The following is a 16732-nucleotide window of genomic DNA, read 5'->3' as shown; positions in this document are numbered from 1 at the left end:
GGCAGCCATGATCTCACTGGAGCAGGTGCGCGGGTTCGTCATGGTGGCCGACGAGGGCAGCTTCCGCCGGGCGGCGGAGCGGCTCCGCATGACCCAGCCGCCGCTGAGCAGGCAGATCCAGAAGCTGGAACGCGACATCGGGGTAGAGCTGTTCGACCGCAGCCAGCGGCAGGCACAGCTCACCCCGGCCGGCGAGGTGTTCCTGATCGAGGCACGCAGGCTGCTCGCGCTGGCCGAGGGCGCGCCGGGCACCGCGCGGCTGGTCGCGGCGGGCGGGGCGGGCACGGTACGGATCGGGTTCACCGCGGCCTCCGGATTCGGGTTCCTCGGGCGGTTCCTCAACCACATCGAGCAGGGACTGCCCGGCGTCGAGGTGGTGCTGCGCGAGATGGTCAGTTCCGATCAGTTCGAGAACCTGCGCAGCGGAACGCTGGACCTGGCGCTGGCCCGGCCACCGTTCGATCGGACCGAATTCGATTGCGAGCTGGTGCATTCCGAGCGGCTCATGCTCGCCCTGCCCGACGGGCACCGGCTGTCCGGCGACGGCCCGATCGCGACCGAGGCGCTGGGCGGGGAGACGCTGCTGGTGTACGCGCCGGGCCCGGCCCGGTATTTCGCCGACCTGGTCGCGGGAATCCTTGCGGCCGTGCCCTATACGTCGACGCACGAGCTGACCCAGGTGCACACCATGCTCGCGCTGGTCGCGGCGGGTCGTGGGCTGGCGCTGGTGCCCGAGACCGCGAGCCACCTGCACCCCGACGGCGTGCGGTTCCGGCCGCTGGACGGCGTCGAGGATCCGGTTGTCCTGTACGCGGTGTGGCGGCGCAACTGCGCGAACCCGGCGTTGCCGCGGGTCGTGCGGTTGCTCGACTCGCTGCCACCCGCGCATTGATCATCGAAAGGAAACACATGTCGCATCTATCCGCTGACGAACTGGGCCCCGCGCTGGGCAAGGGGCTGTTGTCGTTCCCGGTCACGCATTTCGATGCGGACCTGGCCTTCGACGAGGCCGCGTACCGCAAGCACATCGCCTGGCTGGCGCAATACGACGTCGCGGGATTGTTCGCGGCCGGCGGTACCGGCGAGGGATTCTCACTGACCCCCGCCGAAATCGATCAGGTGGTGCGGGCTGCGGTCGCCGAGACCGGCGGCCGGATACCGGTGATCGCGCCGGCCACGGCCGGGACCGCGGCCGCGGTCGAGCAGGCCAGGGCGGCGGAAGTCGCTGGGGCCGAGGGCATTCTGCTGCTGCCGCCGTATCTGACCGAGGCGGGGCCGGAGGGTCTGATCGAGCACGTCGCCACGATCTGCGCGGCCACCTCGCTCGGCGTCATCTTCTACAGCCGCGCCAACGCCACCTGCAATGACGTGACCCTGGCCCGGATGGCCGACCGGTGCCCGAACCTGGTCGGATTCAAGGACGGCGTCGGCAATATCGAGACCATGACCCGGATCTACGCCCGGCTCGGCGACCGGCTCACCTACATCGGCGGCCTGCCGACCGCGGAAACCTTCGCCCTCCCGTACACCGAAATGGGTGTCACCACTTACTCTTCCGCGATCTTCAACTTCCTGCCCGAATTCGCGCTCGCGTTCTATCGCGCGGTGCGGGCACGGGATCGGGACACCGTTTACCGGCACCTGCGCGAGTTCGTCATCCCCTATCTGGATATTCGCGACCGGCGGCCCGGTTACGCGGTGTCCATCATCAAGGCCGGGCTCACCGCGATCGGCCGTCCCGCCGGGCCGGTGCGGCCGCCGTTGACCAACCTCACCGACGCGGAACGCACCGAACTCGGGGCGCTGATCGCGACCGTCACCGGCGCGGGCGCGGCATGACCGGCGCGGCGACACTGGACCGCATCACCGAGGTCAGCGTCTCCTCGGTCGCGCTGCCGCTGCCGACCGGGATCAGCGACGCCAAGGTGCTGACCGGCAGGCAGCAGCCGATGACCGAGGTGGCGGTGCTGTTCGCGGAGATCACCACCGCGTCCGGACTCGTCGGCCTCGGCATCAGTTACTCGAAACGGGCGGGCGGGCCGGGGCAATTCGCGCACGCGCGGGAGCTGGCCCCGGTGCTGCTCGGCGAGGATCCCAGCGATATCGCCAAGATCTGGGACAAGCTCATGTGGGCGGGCGCCTCGGTCGGACGCAGCGGGCTGGCGGTGCAGGCGATCGCGGCGTTCGACGTCGCGCTGTGGGACCTGAAGGCCAAGCGCGCCGGCTTGCCGCTGGCGAAACTGCTCGGCACGCACCGGGATTCGGTGCGCTGCTACAACACCTCCGGCGGATTCCTGCACGCGCCGATCGAGGAGGTCCTCGACCGGGCGGCAGCGTCGCTCGAGCACGGGATCGGCGGTGTCAAACTCAAAGTGGGACACCCGGACAGCGCCGTCGACCTGGCCCGGGTCACCGCGGTGCGGGAAAAGCTCGGCGACGGCGTGCCGTTGATGGTCGACGCGAATCAGCAGTGGGACCGGGCGACCGCGCGCCGGATGTGCCGGGCGTTCGAGCCGTTCGGGCTGGTGTGGATCGAAGAGCCCTTGGATGCCTACGATTTCGACGGCCACGCACTGCTCGCGGCCACCTTCGATACCCCGATCGCGACCGGGGAGATGCTGACCAGCGTCGCCGAGCACACCCAGCTCATCCGTGCGGGGGGCGCCGATATCGTGCAGCCCGACGCACCGCGGATCGGCGGCATCACCCAGTTCCTGCGCGTGATGGCGCTGGCCGAGCGCGAAAACCTGCAACTGGCACCGCATTTCGTCATGGAGGTGCACGTCCACCTGGCCGCCGCGTACGCCCGCGAACCCTGGGTCGAGCACTTCGAATGGTTCGATCCGCTGTTCGACGAGCGACTGGACATCGCGGGCGGACGCATGCTCCTCTCGGCACGTCCCGGCCTCGGCGTCACGCTCAGCGACCGTGCGCGCGCCTGGACCGTCGCCGAATACTCCGCCCGCGCCTGACTCTTTCGGAGAAATCATGGATACCGACCCGAACGACCTGTCCCGGATCATCGACGCGGCGGCGGAGTCCGCCGCCCCGCTCGCCGAATCCACACCTGCCCAGCGCGCACGGTGGCTCATCCACGTCGCGGACGCGATCGACTCCGCGGCCGACGAGCTGGTGCCGCTCGCCGCCGCGGAAACCAAGCTCCCGGAAAGCCCGCGGTTGCGGGGCGAGTTGGCGCGCACCACGTTTCAGCTGCGGCTGTTCGCCGAGGTGCTGGCCGACGGCGAATTCCTGCGGGCCACGGTCGATCACGCCGACCCACAGTGGCCGATGGGGCCGCGACCGGATATCCGCCGCAGCGTGGTCCCGCTCGGTCCGACGCTGGTGTTCGCCGCGAGCAACTTCCCGTTCGCGTTCAGCGTCGCGGGCGGCGACACCGCCTCCGCGCTGGCCGCGGGCTGCCCGGTCGTGCTCAAGGCCCACCCCGGGCATCCGCGGTTGTCCACACGCACCGGAGTCATCGTGCGGGACGCGCTGATCGAGGCGGGCGGGCCGGCCGGCGGCTTCGAGGTCATCCACGGCATCGACGCGGGCACCACCGCGCTGCGGCATCCCGCCATCGCCGCCGCGGCCTTCACCGGGTCGGTGCCCGGCGGGCGCGCGCTGTTCGACATCGCGACCTCGCGCCCCCGGCCGATCCCGTTCTACGGCGAGCTGGGCAGCGTCAATCCGGTGGTCGTGCTGCCCGCCGCGGTGCGCGCCCGCGGTCGCCAGATCGTGACGGGCTTCCTCGGCTCGTTCACCCTCGGCGCCGGGCAGTTCTGTACCAAGCCCGGACTGCTGTTGCTGCCCGCAGGCCACGGTCTCACCGACGCGCTCCGTACGGCCGTGCGCGAGGCGCCAGGGCAACGGCTGCTCAACGACCGCATCGCCGACGGCTTCCGCACGCGCGTCACCGACCTGCGCGACCAGCCCTCGGTCACCGCGCTCTCCGCGCCCGACCTGCACGGTGACCTGCTCGCGCCGACCCTGCTGACGATCTCCGCCGCCGATTTCCTGGCCGGCGCGGAATCGCTGCGCACCGAATGCTTCGGCCCCGCCGCGCTGGTGGTCGAGTACGCGGCGACGACCGAGTTGAACGCGCTGCTCGGCGAACTCGAACCGGGACTCACCGCAACGGTTTTCGCCGAAGACAGCGAGATCGAGGACGTCCGCCCGCTGTTGCCCGCGCTCACCGCCCTGGCCGGACGGCTCATCTGGAACGACTGGCCCACCGGCGTCACCGTCACCTGGGCCCAGCAACACGGCGGCCCCTACCCCGCCACCACCGCGCCCACGACGACCTCGGTCGGCGCCGCCGCGATCGACCGCTTCCTGCGCCCCGTCGCCTGGCAGGGCTTCCCCGACAGCCTGCTCCCACCCGCCCTCCGCGACGACAACCCGTGGCGCCTCCCCCGCCGCATCGACGGAAAGCGAGACTGACCATGTCCGCCGTCATCACCGACGTCCGCCTCACGCCGATCCTCATCGCCGACGCCCCGCTGCTCAATGTCGGTGGCGTGCACCAGCCCTACACGCCGCGACTGATCGTCGAAGTCGAAACCGGCAGCGGCGCGGTCGGTCTCGGCGAAACCTACGGCGACCACCAATACCTGGCCCGCGCAGCCGAACTCGCGCCGAAGCTGATCGGCATGCCGGTCCCGGCGATCAACGCGATCCGGCTGCTCGACGCCGGTGCGACCCGCCTGCTCGACGACAATCCGGTCGCCGGCGGCCTGCGCGGCACGCTGACCACCGACAAGGTCCGGCTCAGCGTGCTCTCGGCCTTCGAGACCGCGGCCCTCGACGCACACGGCCGCGAACTCGGCCTGCCCGTGCACGCCCTGCTCGGCGGCAAGGTGCGCGACCGGGTCGACTACTCCGGCTACCTATTCTACAAGTGGGCCGAACACCCGACCCCGAACGCCCCGGCCGACGAGTGGGGCGAGGTCCTCGACCCGGACGGGGTCGTCCGGCTGGCCGAAAAGTTCAGCGCGCACGGCGGATTCCGCTCCTTCAAGCTGAAAGGCGGCGTGTTCCCGCCGGACGCGGAGGTCGCCGCCATCACCGCGCTGGCCAAGGCCTTTCCCGAACATCCGCTGCGCCTCGACCCCAACGGCGGCTGGTCCCCGGCCACCGCGACCACGGTCGCCGAACAACTCACCGGCATCGTGGAATACCTCGAGGACCCGACCGCCCGCGTGGACGACATGGCCGAACTGCACCGCCGCACCGGAATGCCCCTGGCCACCAACATGATCGTCACCGCCGTCGAGGAGATCCGTCCGGCCTTCGACGCGAACGCCGTCCAGGTCGTGCTGTCCGACCACCATTTCTGGGGCGGCCTGCACGCGACCCGCGACCTCGCCGCGGTCTGCCACGCCTACGGCAAGGGCATCTCCATGCACTCCAACACCCACCTCGGCATCAGCCTCGCCGCGATGACCCAGGTCGCCGCAACCGTCGCGCACCTCGACTACGCCTGCGACACCCACTACCCCTGGCAGGCCGAGGACGTCATCACCGAGCCGTTCACCTTCACCGACGGCGCCATCGAGGTCACCGACACCCCCGGCCTCGGCATCGATCTGGACCGGGACGCGCTGGCCCGGCTGCACGAGCGCTGGCAACGCCTGCCCGCGCTGCGCGATCGCGACGACGTCGCGGCCATGCGCGCCGCCGATCCGGGCTATCGCCCACCCGGTTCGGCCAAATACTGAACTCCTTGTGATCCGCATCCGTAGTGATTGCGGAATGGTCGTACGGCTATCTACTGTCGGTCTTCGGCCCGGCGGTTCGGTCGTGTTGGTCACGCAGCGCTGTGTGGCCGAGAGGAGCGGTGCAGATGGATCTCCAGGACGTCGTATCGGCGGGCGTGCTCGAGCAGCGGGAACTGCTGGAGCAGGGAGTCCTGTCCGCGCAGGAGCTGGTCGCCGCCACGCTGACCGGCATCGACGCGGCCGGAGAGCTGAACGCCTTCACCCAGATCCGGCACGAACAGGCCAGGGCCGAGGCGATCGAGCGCGACCGTGAGCGCGCCGCGGGTGCCGTCGGTCCGCTGCACGGCATCCCGATCGCGATCAAGGACGAGATCGACGTCGCCGGCCTGGTGACCACCTTCGGCACCAGGGCCAACTCGACCCCGGCCGCGGCCGACGCCGAGGTCGTGCGCCGGTTGCGGGCGGCGGGCGCGATCATCGTCGGCAAGACCACCATGCCGGAATTCGGGCAGTGGCCGTTCACCGAGTCGAGCACCTACGGCGTGACCCGCAACCCGTGGGACCGCAACCGCACGACCGGCGGCTCCAGCGGCGGTTCGGCCGCGGCGGTCGCGGCCGGCCTGGTCCCGGTGGCGATCGGCAGCGACGGCGGCGGCTCGATCCGGATCCCCTCGGCCTGCTGCGGGCTGTTCGGCCTCAAGCCGCAGCGCGGACGGGTTCCGGTCGCGCCGTTCGAGCATCTGTGGTGGTCGCTCGGGGCGACCGGGCCGTTGACCCGGGGCGTGCTGGACTCCGCGGTGGTGTACGACGTGATCCGCGGCAATACCCCCGGCGACCGGTTCACCGCACCGGACCCGGTGATGTCCTTCGAGCAGGCCGCGCGGCAACCCGGCGCCGCCCTGCGGATCGGCTACAGCACGACATCGCCGTCCGCCCTGGCGAAGCCGGATCCCGAGCACGTGCGCGCGGTGCACGACACCGCGAAACTGCTTGCCGACCTGGGACATTCGGTGTTCGAGGTGGATCCGCACTACCCGGAGTCGTTGCAGGCCTTCTTCCCCCAGTTCTTCGGCGGCGTGCGCGACGAGGCCGAGCAGGTCGAGCATCCGGAACGCCTCGAACGCCGCACCCGGCAGACCGTCGCGCTCGGCGCCTGGGCCAGGCGCCCGGTCGTCGAATGGGCGATCCGGCAGGGAGCGGCCTTGGCGCACAAGGTCGATCGGGTCTTCGCCGACTGCGACCTGCTGCTCACCCCCACCCTCGCGGGCCGTCCGCCGCGCATCGGCGTGCTGGATGGCGCGAGCACCGTCCGCGCGCAGCTCCGGTCCATTCCCATGGTGGCCTACACCACGCTGTGGAACGTGACCGGCCACCCCGCGGCCTCGCTGCCCGCGGGCATCGCCGCGGACGGGCTGCCCCTGGCGGTTCAGCTGGTCGGGCCGAGCAACGGCGAGACGACCATCCTCACCGTCGCCGCGCAACTGGAACGGGCACGGCCGCACGCTCGTCCGGCAGGCTGAAATCCGATTCGGCGGATAAGGTGACGAGGTGACCGAATTGGGTGAAATCGCACCCGCTTTCGTCGACCTCGCGCACAGCATCGTGGGGTGCACGGTGTCCACGACCGATCCGGCCGGACGCCCGCGCAGCCGCGTCCGCATGGCGTGCGCGGACCCAACAAAACGCGAATTCGGCGAATAATATTCACAACAAAGGTGATTTCCACGAACAAGATTCTGTACGGTCGAGGAATGCGTAAGAATGATTCACCCGGCGGCTCGACCGCGCCGGTGCCGCCGATCCATCCGCCGGCCGGGGTGCCGATCGATGATATCGACCGGATTCTGCTCGACCAGCTCGCGCGCGACGGCCGGATGACGAACAACGCGCTCGCGGCCGCGGCGGGCATCGCGCCGTCCACCTGCCTCGGGCGGGTGCGCGCGCTGGTGGAACGCGGCGTCATTCGCGGATTCCATGCCGACATCGATCCGGCCGCGCTCGGCCGCAGCCTGCAGGCCATGATCGCGGTGCGGCTGCGGGCCAGCGCCCGCCAGCATCTGGCCGAGTTCGGCGAGCAGATGTCGGAGTTCGAGGAGGTGCTCAACGTGTACTTCATCGCGGGCGCCGACGACTACCTGATCCACGTCGCCACCTCGCACACCGACGAGCTGCGCCGGTTCGTGCTGAACAACCTGAGCGAGCACCCGGCGGTCGCGTCCACCGAGACGATCCTGATCTTCGAGCACATGCGGCCGCGAACGAATCCCACGGCATGACAAGGGCGGCCGACCCGAAGGCCGGCCGCCCTTGCGAAACGTGTTACGCGGCCAGGCTTTCGGCGGCGTAACCGTGCGCGGCCGCGACAGAAGCGGACAGCAGCACACCACCATGCGTACTGAGACCGCTCGCCAGGCCCTGATCCAGCGCCACCGCCTCGCGCCAGCCGTGCTCGGCGAGCGAGACCACGTACGGCAGTGTGGCATTGGTGAGCGCGACGGTCGAGGTGTAGGGCACCGCGCCGGGCATGTTGGCGACGCAGTAGAACACCGACTCGTGCACCCGGTAGGTCGGATCGGCGTGCGTGGTCGGGCGCGAATCGGCGAAGCAGCCGCCCTGGTCGATGGCGATGTCGACCAGCACCGAACCCGGCTTCATCTGCGCGACAAGGTCATTGGAGACCAGCGTGGGCGCCTTCGCGCCGGGGACCAGCACCGCGCCGATCACCAGATCGGCCTCGCGCACGGCCTTCTCGACCTCGAGCCGGTTGGACATGATGGTCCGGACCTGTCCTTTGTACTGCGCGTCGATCTCGCGCAGCCGGGCGATGTTCAGGTCGAGGACGGTGACCTCGGCGCGCATGCCGTGCGCGATGGCGATCGAGTTGCCGCCCGCGACGCCCGCGCCGATCACGACCACGTTGGCGGGCGGGGTGCCGGGCACGCCGCCCATCAGCACGCCGCGGCCGCCGCCGTTGCGCATCAGGTGGTAGGCGCCGGCCTGCGGGGCCAGCCGGCCCGCGACCTCGCTCATCGGGGCGAGCAGCGGCAGCGAGCCGTCGCGGCCGGTGACCGTCTCGTAGGCGATCGAGGTGATGCCCGAGCTCAGCAGCGCGTCCGTGCACTCCTTGGAGGCGGCGAGGTGCAGGTAGGTGAACAGCACCTGACCTTCGCGCATGCGTGAATACTCCTCGGCGACCGGCTCTTTCACCTTGAGCACCAGGTCGGCGGTGGCCCAGACCTCGTCGGCGGAGTTCAGCACCCGCGCGCCGGCGACGGTGTATGCCTCGTCCTCGAACGCCGAGCCACGACCGGCACCGGTCTCGATGTACACCTCGTGCCCGCGGGACGCGAGCTCGTGCACACCGGCCGGGGTAATCGCGACCCGATACTCGTGGTTCTTGACCTCGCGGGGGACCCCGATCTTCACCTGCGCTCCTGTATGTCGATGGATGTTGATAGCTGAATGTTCATAGCTGGTCCGCATAATCTAGACCGTTCTGCCTCAAATTATGAATATCCTGCAAGATCAGGTCTAGATCTTTGAAGATAATTCTTCAGATCGGCTTCGGAGGCGTCGAATCCTCAGATTGGCAGCGGCCTCGGCACCTCAGCCCGCAGGATGTTCGGCCGCGGGTAACCGACCTCACAGCAGGCAAGTCGCCGATCCTGCCTAAGATGCAACTTGTGTCTAAGACGTATTCATCAGCCGAGCAGGCCTATCTCGAGGTCAAGGAACGCATCCTCACCGGCACGTTGCCGGGCGGCGAGCTGATCAGCGAGGGCGAGATCGCCGCCGACCTCGGCACGTCGCGGACCCCGGTACGCGAGGCGTTCCTGCGCTTGGAGACCGAGGGGTGGATGAAGCTCTACCCGAAGCGCGGCGCGCTGGTGGTGCCGATTCCGCCGGACGAGGCCGAGCACGTCGCGTACGCCCGCTATGTCGTCGAGGCGGCCGCCGTGCGCGCGCTGGCCGCCACCGATCGCACGGCGCTGACCGCGATGCTCCGTTCGTCGCTCGACCGGCAGCGTGAGCTGGCCGCGGCCGGGGATCTCGACCAGTTCGCCCTGGTGGACACCGACTTCCATCGCTCGTACGTGATCGCGGCGGGCAACCCGCTGCTGGCGAGCTTCTACGACTCGCTGCGCGAGCGGCAGCGGCGGATGAACAGCGTCGCGCTGCGGCGCGGGCCGGTCGACATCGCTCGGATCATCGAGCAGCACACGCACCTGGCCGGGTTGATCGAGGCCGGGGACGTCGAGCAGTTCGCCACCGCGCTGGCCGAGCACCTGTCCGGCGTGCACCAGCTGGAACTACGGGGGCTGTGATGCCTGCGCCGACCACCGCGGTCCGGCCCGCACCCGTGCGGGTCACGTCGAAGGCATGGTGGAGCGTCGCCGCGGCGATGTTCGCGATCGCCTGGGGCGGAAACGAATTCACGCCACTGCTGGTGATGTACAAGAACCACGGGCTGCCCGCGACCACGGTGGATCTGCTGCTGTTCTACTACGTGCTCGGCATCGTGCCCGCGCTGCTGATCGGCGGCCCGCTCTCGGACCGGTACGGTCGGCGCGCGCTGCTGCGGCCGGCACCGCTGATCAGCGCGGCGGGATCGCTGCTGCTGGCGTTCGGTTCGGCATCGGTGCCGGTGCTGTCCGCCGGTCGGGTGCTGTGCGGGGCCGCGCTCGGGCTGGCGATGGCGGTGGGCAGTAGCTGGTTGAAGGAGCTCGCGCAGCCGCCGTTCGGGCCCGCGTCGCCGGGCGGCACCGGGGCGCGGCGTTCGGCGATGAGCCTCACCGGCGGGTTCGCGGTAGGCGCGGGATTCGCCGGAGTGCTGGCGCAGTGGGCTCCGTGGCCGAACGAGCTCGCCTATCTGATCAGCGTGACACTATGCCTGGTGACCGCGTCCTGGCTGACCCGAGCGCCGGAAACGGTGCTCCCCCAAGAGAATCCGGGGCGGCTGATGGATGACCTGAAGGTGCCCGCCGCCGGGCATCGCCGATTCCGCTGCGTGGCACTACCGGTCGCGCTGTGGTTGTTCACCTCCGCTGGAACGGCGTACGCGATCATGCCCGCGTTGCTGGCGCCGCACCTGCATGGCGTGCCGATCGCGTTCTCGGCGCTGGTCTGCGTCATCACGCTCAGCTGCGGTTTCGCGATCCAGTCGGCGGCGCGGCGGATCGACAAGCCGGGCACCGCTCGTGCGGCCGTCGTCTCGCTGGTGTTCGTCACGATCGGAATGGTCGCTGCCGCTTGGGCTTCCGGTGCGCTGACGCTCTGGGCGACGCTGCTCACCGCCGTCGTGCTCGGCGCGGGATACGGCATCGGACTCGTCGCCGGGCTCCAGGAGATCGAACGAATCGCCCGTCCCACCGATCTGGCCGGGCTCACCGCGGTGTTCTACTCGGTGAGCTACCTCGGCTTCGGCGTACCCGCCCTGCTGTCGTTCCTGAACGAGCGGTTCGGCTTCGGCTACCCCGTCATGTTCGTCCTGGCCGCGGTCGTGGCCGCGGGCAGCCTCGGCCTCGTGACCTGCAACTATCGAAGCCGATCGGGGCACGGCAAAATCGGTGGCGACGATCGAGCCCGCGTTGCTACGGTTGCGGCCGCGCTGATGGCAGCGCCCGAGAGATCGGTGACCGGGCCGACGGCCCAGAAATGAGTGTCTATGCCCCGGCCCGCGCCGAGCGCGCCTCACCGCGTCGAGTCGAACCGGATCGGTTCGCTCGCGCCCGCACAGCCAACCGCCGCTAACTAGCCCCGAGGCGCGCTCGGCCTGCTCCTGCTGTTATCGAATCCTCAGCAAAGGAGTAATCCGGGTGTCAGACAACACCTCTTCCGGTCCGAGCGCATCGCTGCGCACCGACACCTTCACCTGCGTGCGCTGCGGCCTCGTCGTCGCCACGCTCGCCCCCGACAACAGCTGGCGCAACCACTGCCCGAGCTGCCTGAACTCACGACACACCCACGACCACGTCGAGGGCGGCACCTCCGAGTGCCAGGCCAGGATGGCGCCGCTGTCGATCGCCGTGCTGCGCACCGGCGAATGGGCCGTCGTGCATCGGTGCACCCGCTGTCACGAGCTGGCGCTGCACGCCGTGTGCGGCGACGACAACCAGCTCATCCTGATGCGCATGGCGGTCCGCCCGCTCGCCGAACCGCCGTTCCCGCTCGAAGTCTTCGGCGATCTGTAGGGGGTGCGCCATGCCACGCAGAAAACCGGCGGGTCACCGCCCGCAACGCGCCAAGCACGTATTGCACGGTCGCGCAGGCGAATCCGGCGACGCGTTCCGCTGCCTCGGCTGCCGGATGGACGTGCCGGTCGCGGCGCCCGGCACCGCCCACCGCAATCACTGCCCGCACTGCCTGACCAGCCGTCACGTGGACCGACGCGTTCCCGGCGACCGGGCCGAGCCGTGCAAGGGGCGGATGGAAGCGGTGAGCATGTCCGCCCGCGACGACGGCGAATGGCAGCTGGTCCACCAGTGCCTGGCCTGCGGTGCGGTCAAGGCGAACCGGATAGCCGGCGACGACAACGCCCTCGCCCTCATGCGAATAGCGTTGCGCCCGTTGGCCGATCCGCGAATCGGGCACCGCGCGCTGCTGGCGCTGTGACGGCGTCCGGTGCCCACCTCGGTTCGGCGGGCACCGGACGGCTACGTGGGTTCGCCGAGCAGGCCCGCCTCGGCCGGTTGCGGCTCGGCCTGCAACGCTCGACGCACCTGCGCCGCTTCGGCATCCAGCGCGGCCGCCTGAAGGTAGGCGGCGGTGGATTCGGCGAGCAGGGTGGTCCAGCGGGTGACGCGTTCGGTGCGGTGGGCGAGTTCGCGTTCGGCCGCCGCGAGCGCGGACGCGTCGCCGGACGCGGCGGCTTCGGTTGCGGCGGTTCGGGCTTCGCGTTGTTTCTGGTCGGCGCGGAAGTGGAGTTCGCGGCAGTGGTCGGGGTCGAAGACCTCGGCGCGAATGTCGGCGGCCTCGGCCTCCAGCGCGGCGATCCGGGCCAGGCGGGGATCGGACCGGTCGATCGTCTCGTCGGGGGCCCACTCCTCCTCGGTGGATTCCCATGGCAGGTCGAAGGGTTCGTCGCCGAGCGTCGTCGGTTCGAGGAAGCGGTGGTGGTCCGCTTCGGCCCACTCCAGGTAGTCGCGGTATTCGTCCAGGTCCTGGTCGGTGATCGGGCGGTGCCGCGGGTGCGCGGTCATCGAGACCGCGACGCTGCCGTCGGCGTAGCGCAGCAGCACGGTGAGGACGGTGACCGGGCGCGGTTCGGGCCGGTTCTCCACGCGCGCCATCATCACCTCGTAGCGGTGCTCCTCCACCGCCTGGTCACAGGCCTGCTCGAAGACCCCGCAGGCGATCTCGTAGTGCTGGCTCGCGGTGCTGCCGGTCAACGGGTGCGCCTCGCCCAGGTAGCTCTCGCCGGACTCGACGGTCGTGCCGTCGTGAACGATCTCCCAGGTGTAGGACTCCGCGGGTCCGTCGGCGGACGCGTCCGCCCGCGCCTCGGAGGTATCGGTGGCGTCGTGCACAGTCCGCTCCCAATCTCGTACCCGAACAGGGCGGCGGTGGTCTGGCTTCGCGCCGCCGTCCACTGGCGGTTGCACGCCTATATTTCTCCTTCCGAGCCCAGCACGCCAGCGGCAAATCTGGGGATCGGCGGGGTTACGCGGCGATCGCCGCGGCCAGCGCCGCCGAGAGCGACTCGCCGTGCGCGGCGATCTCGGCGCGGATCGCTTGCTGCACTTCGGTCCACTCGCCGTTGAGGAGTGCGTCGAGCACGGTACCTCCGGAAGCGAGGGTATCCCCCGCCGTCATATCCCACTCGACGGAAGGGTGAATGCCAGATCCCATCCGGCGGCGTCGAAGACGCCGAACGGGACATGACAGCGACAAAGTACGAGTAGCCCCGCAGCCACGTCCCGCTCAACAGTGACGACGATCGCGAACGGGACATGATCGCGACAAAGGGTGAGTAGCGGCGTCACCATGTCCCGCTCAGCGGGTAGGCGAATGCCGAACGGGACGTAGTGGCGGCTGAGGGCAAGTGGCTTCACGGCCATGTCCCACTCGGCGGACGGGTGAGAGCCGGATAGGGCGTGGGGGTCGTCAGCTCGGTTAACTTGTGAGCTGTTCATGGTTGCTGTCAGGTCTGGGGGATCGCCGCGCACCTCGTACCGCGGCTCGAGGTCGGCATCACTCGCGAGTATCGGCTAGTGCTGGACGGCCAGCCGGACGCCGAGGCCGATGAAGATCCCGCCGGTGGCGACCTCGATCCGGCGACGCGCGGCATGCCGACGGCGCAGCCACCCGCCGATCCGGCCGGCCAGCACCCCGACCGCGCCGTCGACCAGGAACTCGAACGCGATCATGATCGCGCCGAGAATCACGAACTGCAACCAGATCTGGCCGCGACTCGGATCGATGAACAGCGGAAGGAACGCGATCGTGAACGTCACCATCTTCGGATTCAGCAGGTTGGTGAACAGCCCGGACAGATACGCCTTCCGCCCGGAAACACCCACCTGCGCTTCCTCGGACGGCAGACTCGAACGCCGCCGAATCGCTTGCACGCCAAGGTAGATCAGATATCCGGCGCCCAGCACCCGAACCACCGTGAAGGCCACCGGGACCGCGGCGAACAGCGCGGCGAGCCCGGCCGCCGCGACCGCGACGTGAATCGCCTCGCTCGTCGCCACCCCCGCCGTGGCGAGCAGTCCGGCCCGCGGACCACCCCGCATCCCGCAGCCGAGGACGAACAGCATGTCCGGGCCGGGCGTGATCATCGCGATGAACGTGGTGGCTATGAAGGCGAGAAGAAGGTTCTGGTCGACCGGCATCGGCTGATTCTGGCAGCACGGACCGTATCTGGCGACGCAATATCGAGCGCGGGTGCAGGCCGATCCGCCGTTCCTGATCGGTCGCCGTGCCCGGATGTCACCGGTGGTGACGAAGCCCGGAGTTGTTCAGTCCGCCGGCTCGGGGAAGGCGAGGCGGAATACCGCGCCGCCGCCGGGTGGGGATTCAGCGGTCGCGGTGGCGCCGTGGAGGTCCGCGACCTGCTTGACGATGGCCAGCCCCAGGCCGTGCCCGGGTTTGGTGCGGGCGGTGGCGGATCGGTAGAAGCGGTCGAAGATGTGCGCGAGGTCGTCCGGTGGAATGCCAGGGCCTTCATCGCGAACGGTCAGTTCGTTGTGGTGCAGGCGGATGTGGATCCGGCCTTGGGGCGGGCTGAATTCGGCGGCGTTGTCGAGGAGGTTGGTGATGGCGCGGGTGAGGCGCGCGGATGCGCCGTGGATTGTGGTCGGGGCGAGGTCGGTTTCGAATGTGACTGCGGGCCAGTGACGTTCGGCGGTGCGGAGACAGTCCGCGACGAGCAGGTCAAGCCGGAGGTCTTCGAGCGATTCCGGAGCGGCGGCCGGGTCGTCGGCGCGGGCCAGGTCGATCAGATCGGTGACGAGGCCGGAGAGTTCCTCGGATTGGACGCGTAGCGCGGCGACGGTTTCGTCGAGTTGTCCGGCGCTGAGCCGGGAGGCTCGGCGGAGCAGGTCGATGTTGGTGCGCAGGGCGGTCAGTGGGGTGCGCAGTTCATGGGAGGCGTCGGCGATCAGCCGGTGCTGGGCGGCGCGGGAGGTTCGTTCGGCGGTCAAGGCCTGGTCCAGTTCGTCGAGCATGGTGTTGAAACTGGTTGCCAGGCTTTGGAGTTCGTCGGGCCCGGGGACGGAGATGTGGTGCCGAGGGTCGCGGGTGCCGGCGACGCGTTCTGCGGCGGCGGTCAGGGTGGTGACCGGGGCGACGGCGCGGCGGGCAACGGCGAGACCGGCAGCGATGGCGAGGAGGATCCCGACGGCGGCCGCGGCGACGAGCGCGTAGGCGACGCGGCGAAGACTCGTGTCGACCGGGTCCGCGCGCTGCGCGATCTGCACCGCGGAGCCGGAACGCAGTGGCGCGGTGTACATCCGGAGCGAATAGCCGTCGAGACCGATGTCGCTGAAGAACGCGGCTCGGGTGCCGGCGGCGACCGCCGTGGTGGCGGAGTCGACCGGCAGCGGCTGGTTCGGGTCGTGCTCGGATTCGATATGCCCGTCGGCGGCCACGACCTGCACGCAACTCGGCGCGGTCAGGTATCGGCACGGTCCGGATGCGGTGGCGACATCCGCGTCCGTGGCGATCGTGCGGGTGATACGGGTTGCTTCCCTGCGCAGGCCGAGGTCGAGGGAGCTGTCGAGTTCGTGCGCGACCACGGCGTAGGCGGCGAATCCCATGCCCGCGAGCGCCACCGCGATGGCGGCGACGCAGAACAGCGCGATCCGGGCGCGCAGCGAACCGGGCAGTTTCACCGCGGAGCCAGCCGGTAGCCGATGCCGCGCAGCGTGTGGATCAGCCGGGGTTCGTTGCCGGCTTCGAGCTTGCGCCGCAGGTAGCGGATGTAGACCTCGAGCGAGTTCGACGTCGAGCCGAGCCCGGTGCCCCACACGCGTTCGATGAGCGTCTCGCGCGGCAGTGCTTGGCCTTCGTTGCGCAGCAGTACCTCGAGCAGGGAGAACTCGGTGCGGCTGAGTTCGACCAGGCGTGCGCCGCGGCGAACCTCGTGCGCGGTGGTGTCCATGACGAGGTCCGCACAGGACAGCACGGCACCGTCATCGGGATAGGTGCGCCGGACCAGCGCGCGAACGCGGGCGAGCAGCTCATCCAGATCGAACGGCTTGACCAGGTAATCGTCCGCACCCGCGTCCAGGCCGTCGACCCGATCGGCCACCGCGTCCCGCGCGGTGAGCATCAGGATCGGCGTGCGATCACCGCGCGCCCGCAACCGCCGGCACGCCGTCAGCCCGTCCATGAACGGCATCAGCACGTCCAGCAGCACCACTTCCGGCTGCCACCATTCGATCTCGACCAGTGCCGCGGCGCCGTCGCCGGCGGCGCGGGTCTCGTACCCTTCGCTGTCCATCGCGCGCACGAGTGCCTCGCGGACCGCGTCCTCGTCGTCCACCACCAAAACGCGCATGGTCCGGATACTA

17 protein-coding genes are annotated in these 16732 nt (G+C 69.8%); 12 read left to right on the top strand and 5 right to left on the bottom strand.

Features of this window, described 5'->3' with window-relative positions:
• The first annotated feature begins 7 nt into the window (after positions 1–7).
• From ACFQ9K_RS23430 to ACFQ9K_RS23395, 8 genes are all read left to right on the top strand, one after another.
• Complete coding sequence (locus ACFQ9K_RS23430) at positions 8–892, top strand: LysR substrate-binding domain-containing protein (RefSeq protein ID WP_378720490.1); 885 nt, start codon at positions 8–10, stop codon at positions 890–892.
• A 17-nt stretch (positions 893–909) separates the two neighbouring features.
• Positions 910–1839 carry a 5-dehydro-4-deoxyglucarate dehydratase gene (gene kdgD / locus ACFQ9K_RS23425; protein ID WP_378720491.1) on the top strand — a complete coding sequence of 310 codons (930 nt, stop codon included), beginning with the start codon at positions 910–912 and terminating at the stop codon, positions 1837–1839.
• Positions 1836–2972 carry a mandelate racemase/muconate lactonizing enzyme family protein gene (locus ACFQ9K_RS23420; RefSeq protein ID WP_378720492.1) on the top strand — a complete coding sequence of 379 codons (1137 nt, stop codon included), beginning with the start codon at positions 1836–1838 and terminating at the stop codon, positions 2970–2972. The genes kdgD and ACFQ9K_RS23420 overlap by 4 nt, the downstream gene beginning before the upstream one ends.
• On the top strand, positions 2929–4440 hold the full coding sequence (locus tag ACFQ9K_RS23415) for an aldehyde dehydrogenase (NADP(+)) (protein ID WP_378720493.1): 1512 nt from the start codon (positions 2929–2931) through the stop codon (positions 4438–4440). Before ACFQ9K_RS23420 ends, ACFQ9K_RS23415 begins: the two co-directional genes overlap by 44 nt.
• Positions 4441–4442: 2 nt before the next feature.
• Positions 4443–5717: an enolase C-terminal domain-like protein gene (locus ACFQ9K_RS23410; protein ID WP_378720494.1), complete on the top strand. Its 1275-nt coding sequence runs from the start codon at positions 4443–4445 to the stop codon at positions 5715–5717.
• Positions 5718–5842: 125 nt separating this feature from the next.
• Positions 5843–7237, top strand: coding sequence for an amidase (locus ACFQ9K_RS23405; protein WP_378720495.1), 1395 nt, complete (start codon positions 5843–5845; stop codon positions 7235–7237).
• 28 nt (positions 7238–7265) lie between these two features.
• The gene (locus ACFQ9K_RS23400; protein WP_378720496.1) at positions 7266–7418 is read left to right on the top strand and encodes a hypothetical protein; all 153 of its coding nucleotides are present in this window, start codon (positions 7266–7268) and stop codon (positions 7416–7418) included.
• A 50-nt stretch (positions 7419–7468) separates the two neighbouring features.
• The gene (locus ACFQ9K_RS23395) at positions 7469–7993 is read left to right on the top strand and encodes an Lrp/AsnC family transcriptional regulator (RefSeq protein WP_150407792.1); all 525 of its coding nucleotides are present in this window, start codon (positions 7469–7471) and stop codon (positions 7991–7993) included.
• 43 nt (positions 7994–8036) lie between these two features.
• Here the strand turns inward: ACFQ9K_RS23395 and ald are convergent, their stop codons facing one another.
• Entirely contained in the window at positions 8037–9143 is a 1107-nt protein-coding gene (gene ald, locus ACFQ9K_RS23390; protein ID WP_378720497.1) for an alanine dehydrogenase, read from the bottom strand.
• Positions 9144–9391: 248 nt separating this feature from the next.
• Between ald and ACFQ9K_RS23385 the strand changes: the two genes are divergently transcribed.
• From ACFQ9K_RS23385 to ACFQ9K_RS23370, 4 genes are all read left to right on the top strand, one after another.
• Entirely contained in the window at positions 9392–10042 is a 651-nt protein-coding gene (locus tag ACFQ9K_RS23385) for a GntR family transcriptional regulator (RefSeq protein ID WP_378720498.1), read from the top strand.
• Complete coding sequence (locus ACFQ9K_RS23380; protein WP_378720499.1) at positions 10042–11376, top strand: MFS transporter; 1335 nt, start codon at positions 10042–10044, stop codon at positions 11374–11376. Before ACFQ9K_RS23385 ends, ACFQ9K_RS23380 begins: the two co-directional genes overlap by 1 nt.
• Before the next feature lie 157 nt (positions 11377–11533).
• Positions 11534–11908: an RNHCP domain-containing protein gene (locus ACFQ9K_RS23375; protein WP_378720500.1), complete on the top strand. Its 375-nt coding sequence runs from the start codon at positions 11534–11536 to the stop codon at positions 11906–11908.
• A gap of 10 nt (positions 11909–11918) precedes the next feature.
• Positions 11919–12329 carry an RNHCP domain-containing protein gene (locus tag ACFQ9K_RS23370; protein WP_378720502.1) on the top strand — a complete coding sequence of 137 codons (411 nt, stop codon included), beginning with the start codon at positions 11919–11921 and terminating at the stop codon, positions 12327–12329.
• A 41-nt stretch (positions 12330–12370) separates the two neighbouring features.
• Here ACFQ9K_RS23370 and ACFQ9K_RS23365 read toward each other — a convergent pair whose 3' ends face one another.
• The 4 genes from ACFQ9K_RS23365 to ACFQ9K_RS23350 all read right to left on the bottom strand — a co-directional run bounded on the left by ACFQ9K_RS23365 (position 12371) and on the right by ACFQ9K_RS23350 (position 16719).
• Positions 12371–13243, bottom strand: a complete 873-nt coding sequence (locus ACFQ9K_RS23365; protein WP_378720503.1) for a hypothetical protein — start codon at positions 13241–13243, stop codon at positions 12371–12373.
• A 681-nt stretch (positions 13244–13924) separates the two neighbouring features.
• Positions 13925–14551: a LysE family translocator gene (locus ACFQ9K_RS23360; RefSeq protein WP_150407785.1), complete on the bottom strand. Its 627-nt coding sequence runs from the start codon at positions 14549–14551 to the stop codon at positions 13925–13927.
• A 126-nt stretch (positions 14552–14677) separates the two neighbouring features.
• On the bottom strand, positions 14678–16051 hold the full coding sequence (locus ACFQ9K_RS23355; RefSeq protein WP_378720505.1) for an ATP-binding protein: 1374 nt from the start codon (positions 16049–16051) through the stop codon (positions 14678–14680).
• The gene (locus ACFQ9K_RS23350) at positions 16048–16719 is read right to left on the bottom strand and encodes a response regulator transcription factor (protein ID WP_378720506.1); all 672 of its coding nucleotides are present in this window, start codon (positions 16717–16719) and stop codon (positions 16048–16050) included. Before ACFQ9K_RS23350 ends, ACFQ9K_RS23355 begins: the two co-directional genes overlap by 4 nt.
• Positions 16720–16732: the final 13 nt, after the last annotated feature.

Origin of the sequence: Nocardia sp. NPDC056564, assembly GCF_042793755.1 — a bacterium.
Classification (GTDB): Bacteria; Actinomycetota; Actinomycetes; order Mycobacteriales; family Mycobacteriaceae; genus Nocardia.
The sequence above is the reverse complement of the archived record's forward strand: the minus strand, read 5'-3'. Positions and strand labels throughout refer to the sequence as shown.

Coding starts and splice junctions, on each gene's coding strand:
- ACFQ9K_RS23430 (WP_378720490.1), top strand. CDS start 8: ATGATCTCACTGGAGCAGGTGCGCGGGTTCGTCATGGTGGCCGACGAG.
- kdgD (WP_378720491.1), top strand. CDS start 910: ATGTCGCATCTATCCGCTGACGAACTGGGCCCCGCGCTGGGCAAGGGG.
- ACFQ9K_RS23420 (WP_378720492.1), top strand. CDS start 1,836: ATGACCGGCGCGGCGACACTGGACCGCATCACCGAGGTCAGCGTCTCC.
- ACFQ9K_RS23410 (WP_378720494.1), top strand. CDS start 4,443: ATGTCCGCCGTCATCACCGACGTCCGCCTCACGCCGATCCTCATCGCC.
- ACFQ9K_RS23405 (WP_378720495.1), top strand. CDS start 5,843: ATGGATCTCCAGGACGTCGTATCGGCGGGCGTGCTCGAGCAGCGGGAA.
- ACFQ9K_RS23395 (WP_150407792.1), top strand. CDS start 7,469: ATGCGTAAGAATGATTCACCCGGCGGCTCGACCGCGCCGGTGCCGCCG.
- ACFQ9K_RS23385 (WP_378720498.1), top strand. CDS start 9,392: ATGCAACTTGTGTCTAAGACGTATTCATCAGCCGAGCAGGCCTATCTC.
- ACFQ9K_RS23380 (WP_378720499.1), top strand. CDS start 10,042: ATGCCTGCGCCGACCACCGCGGTCCGGCCCGCACCCGTGCGGGTCACG.
- ACFQ9K_RS23370 (WP_378720502.1), top strand. CDS start 11,919: ATGCCACGCAGAAAACCGGCGGGTCACCGCCCGCAACGCGCCAAGCAC.
- ACFQ9K_RS23360 (WP_150407785.1), bottom strand. CDS start 14,551: ATGCCGGTCGACCAGAACCTTCTTCTCGCCTTCATAGCCACCACGTTC.
- ACFQ9K_RS23350 (WP_378720506.1), bottom strand. CDS start 16,719: ATGCGCGTTTTGGTGGTGGACGACGAGGACGCGGTCCGCGAGGCACTC.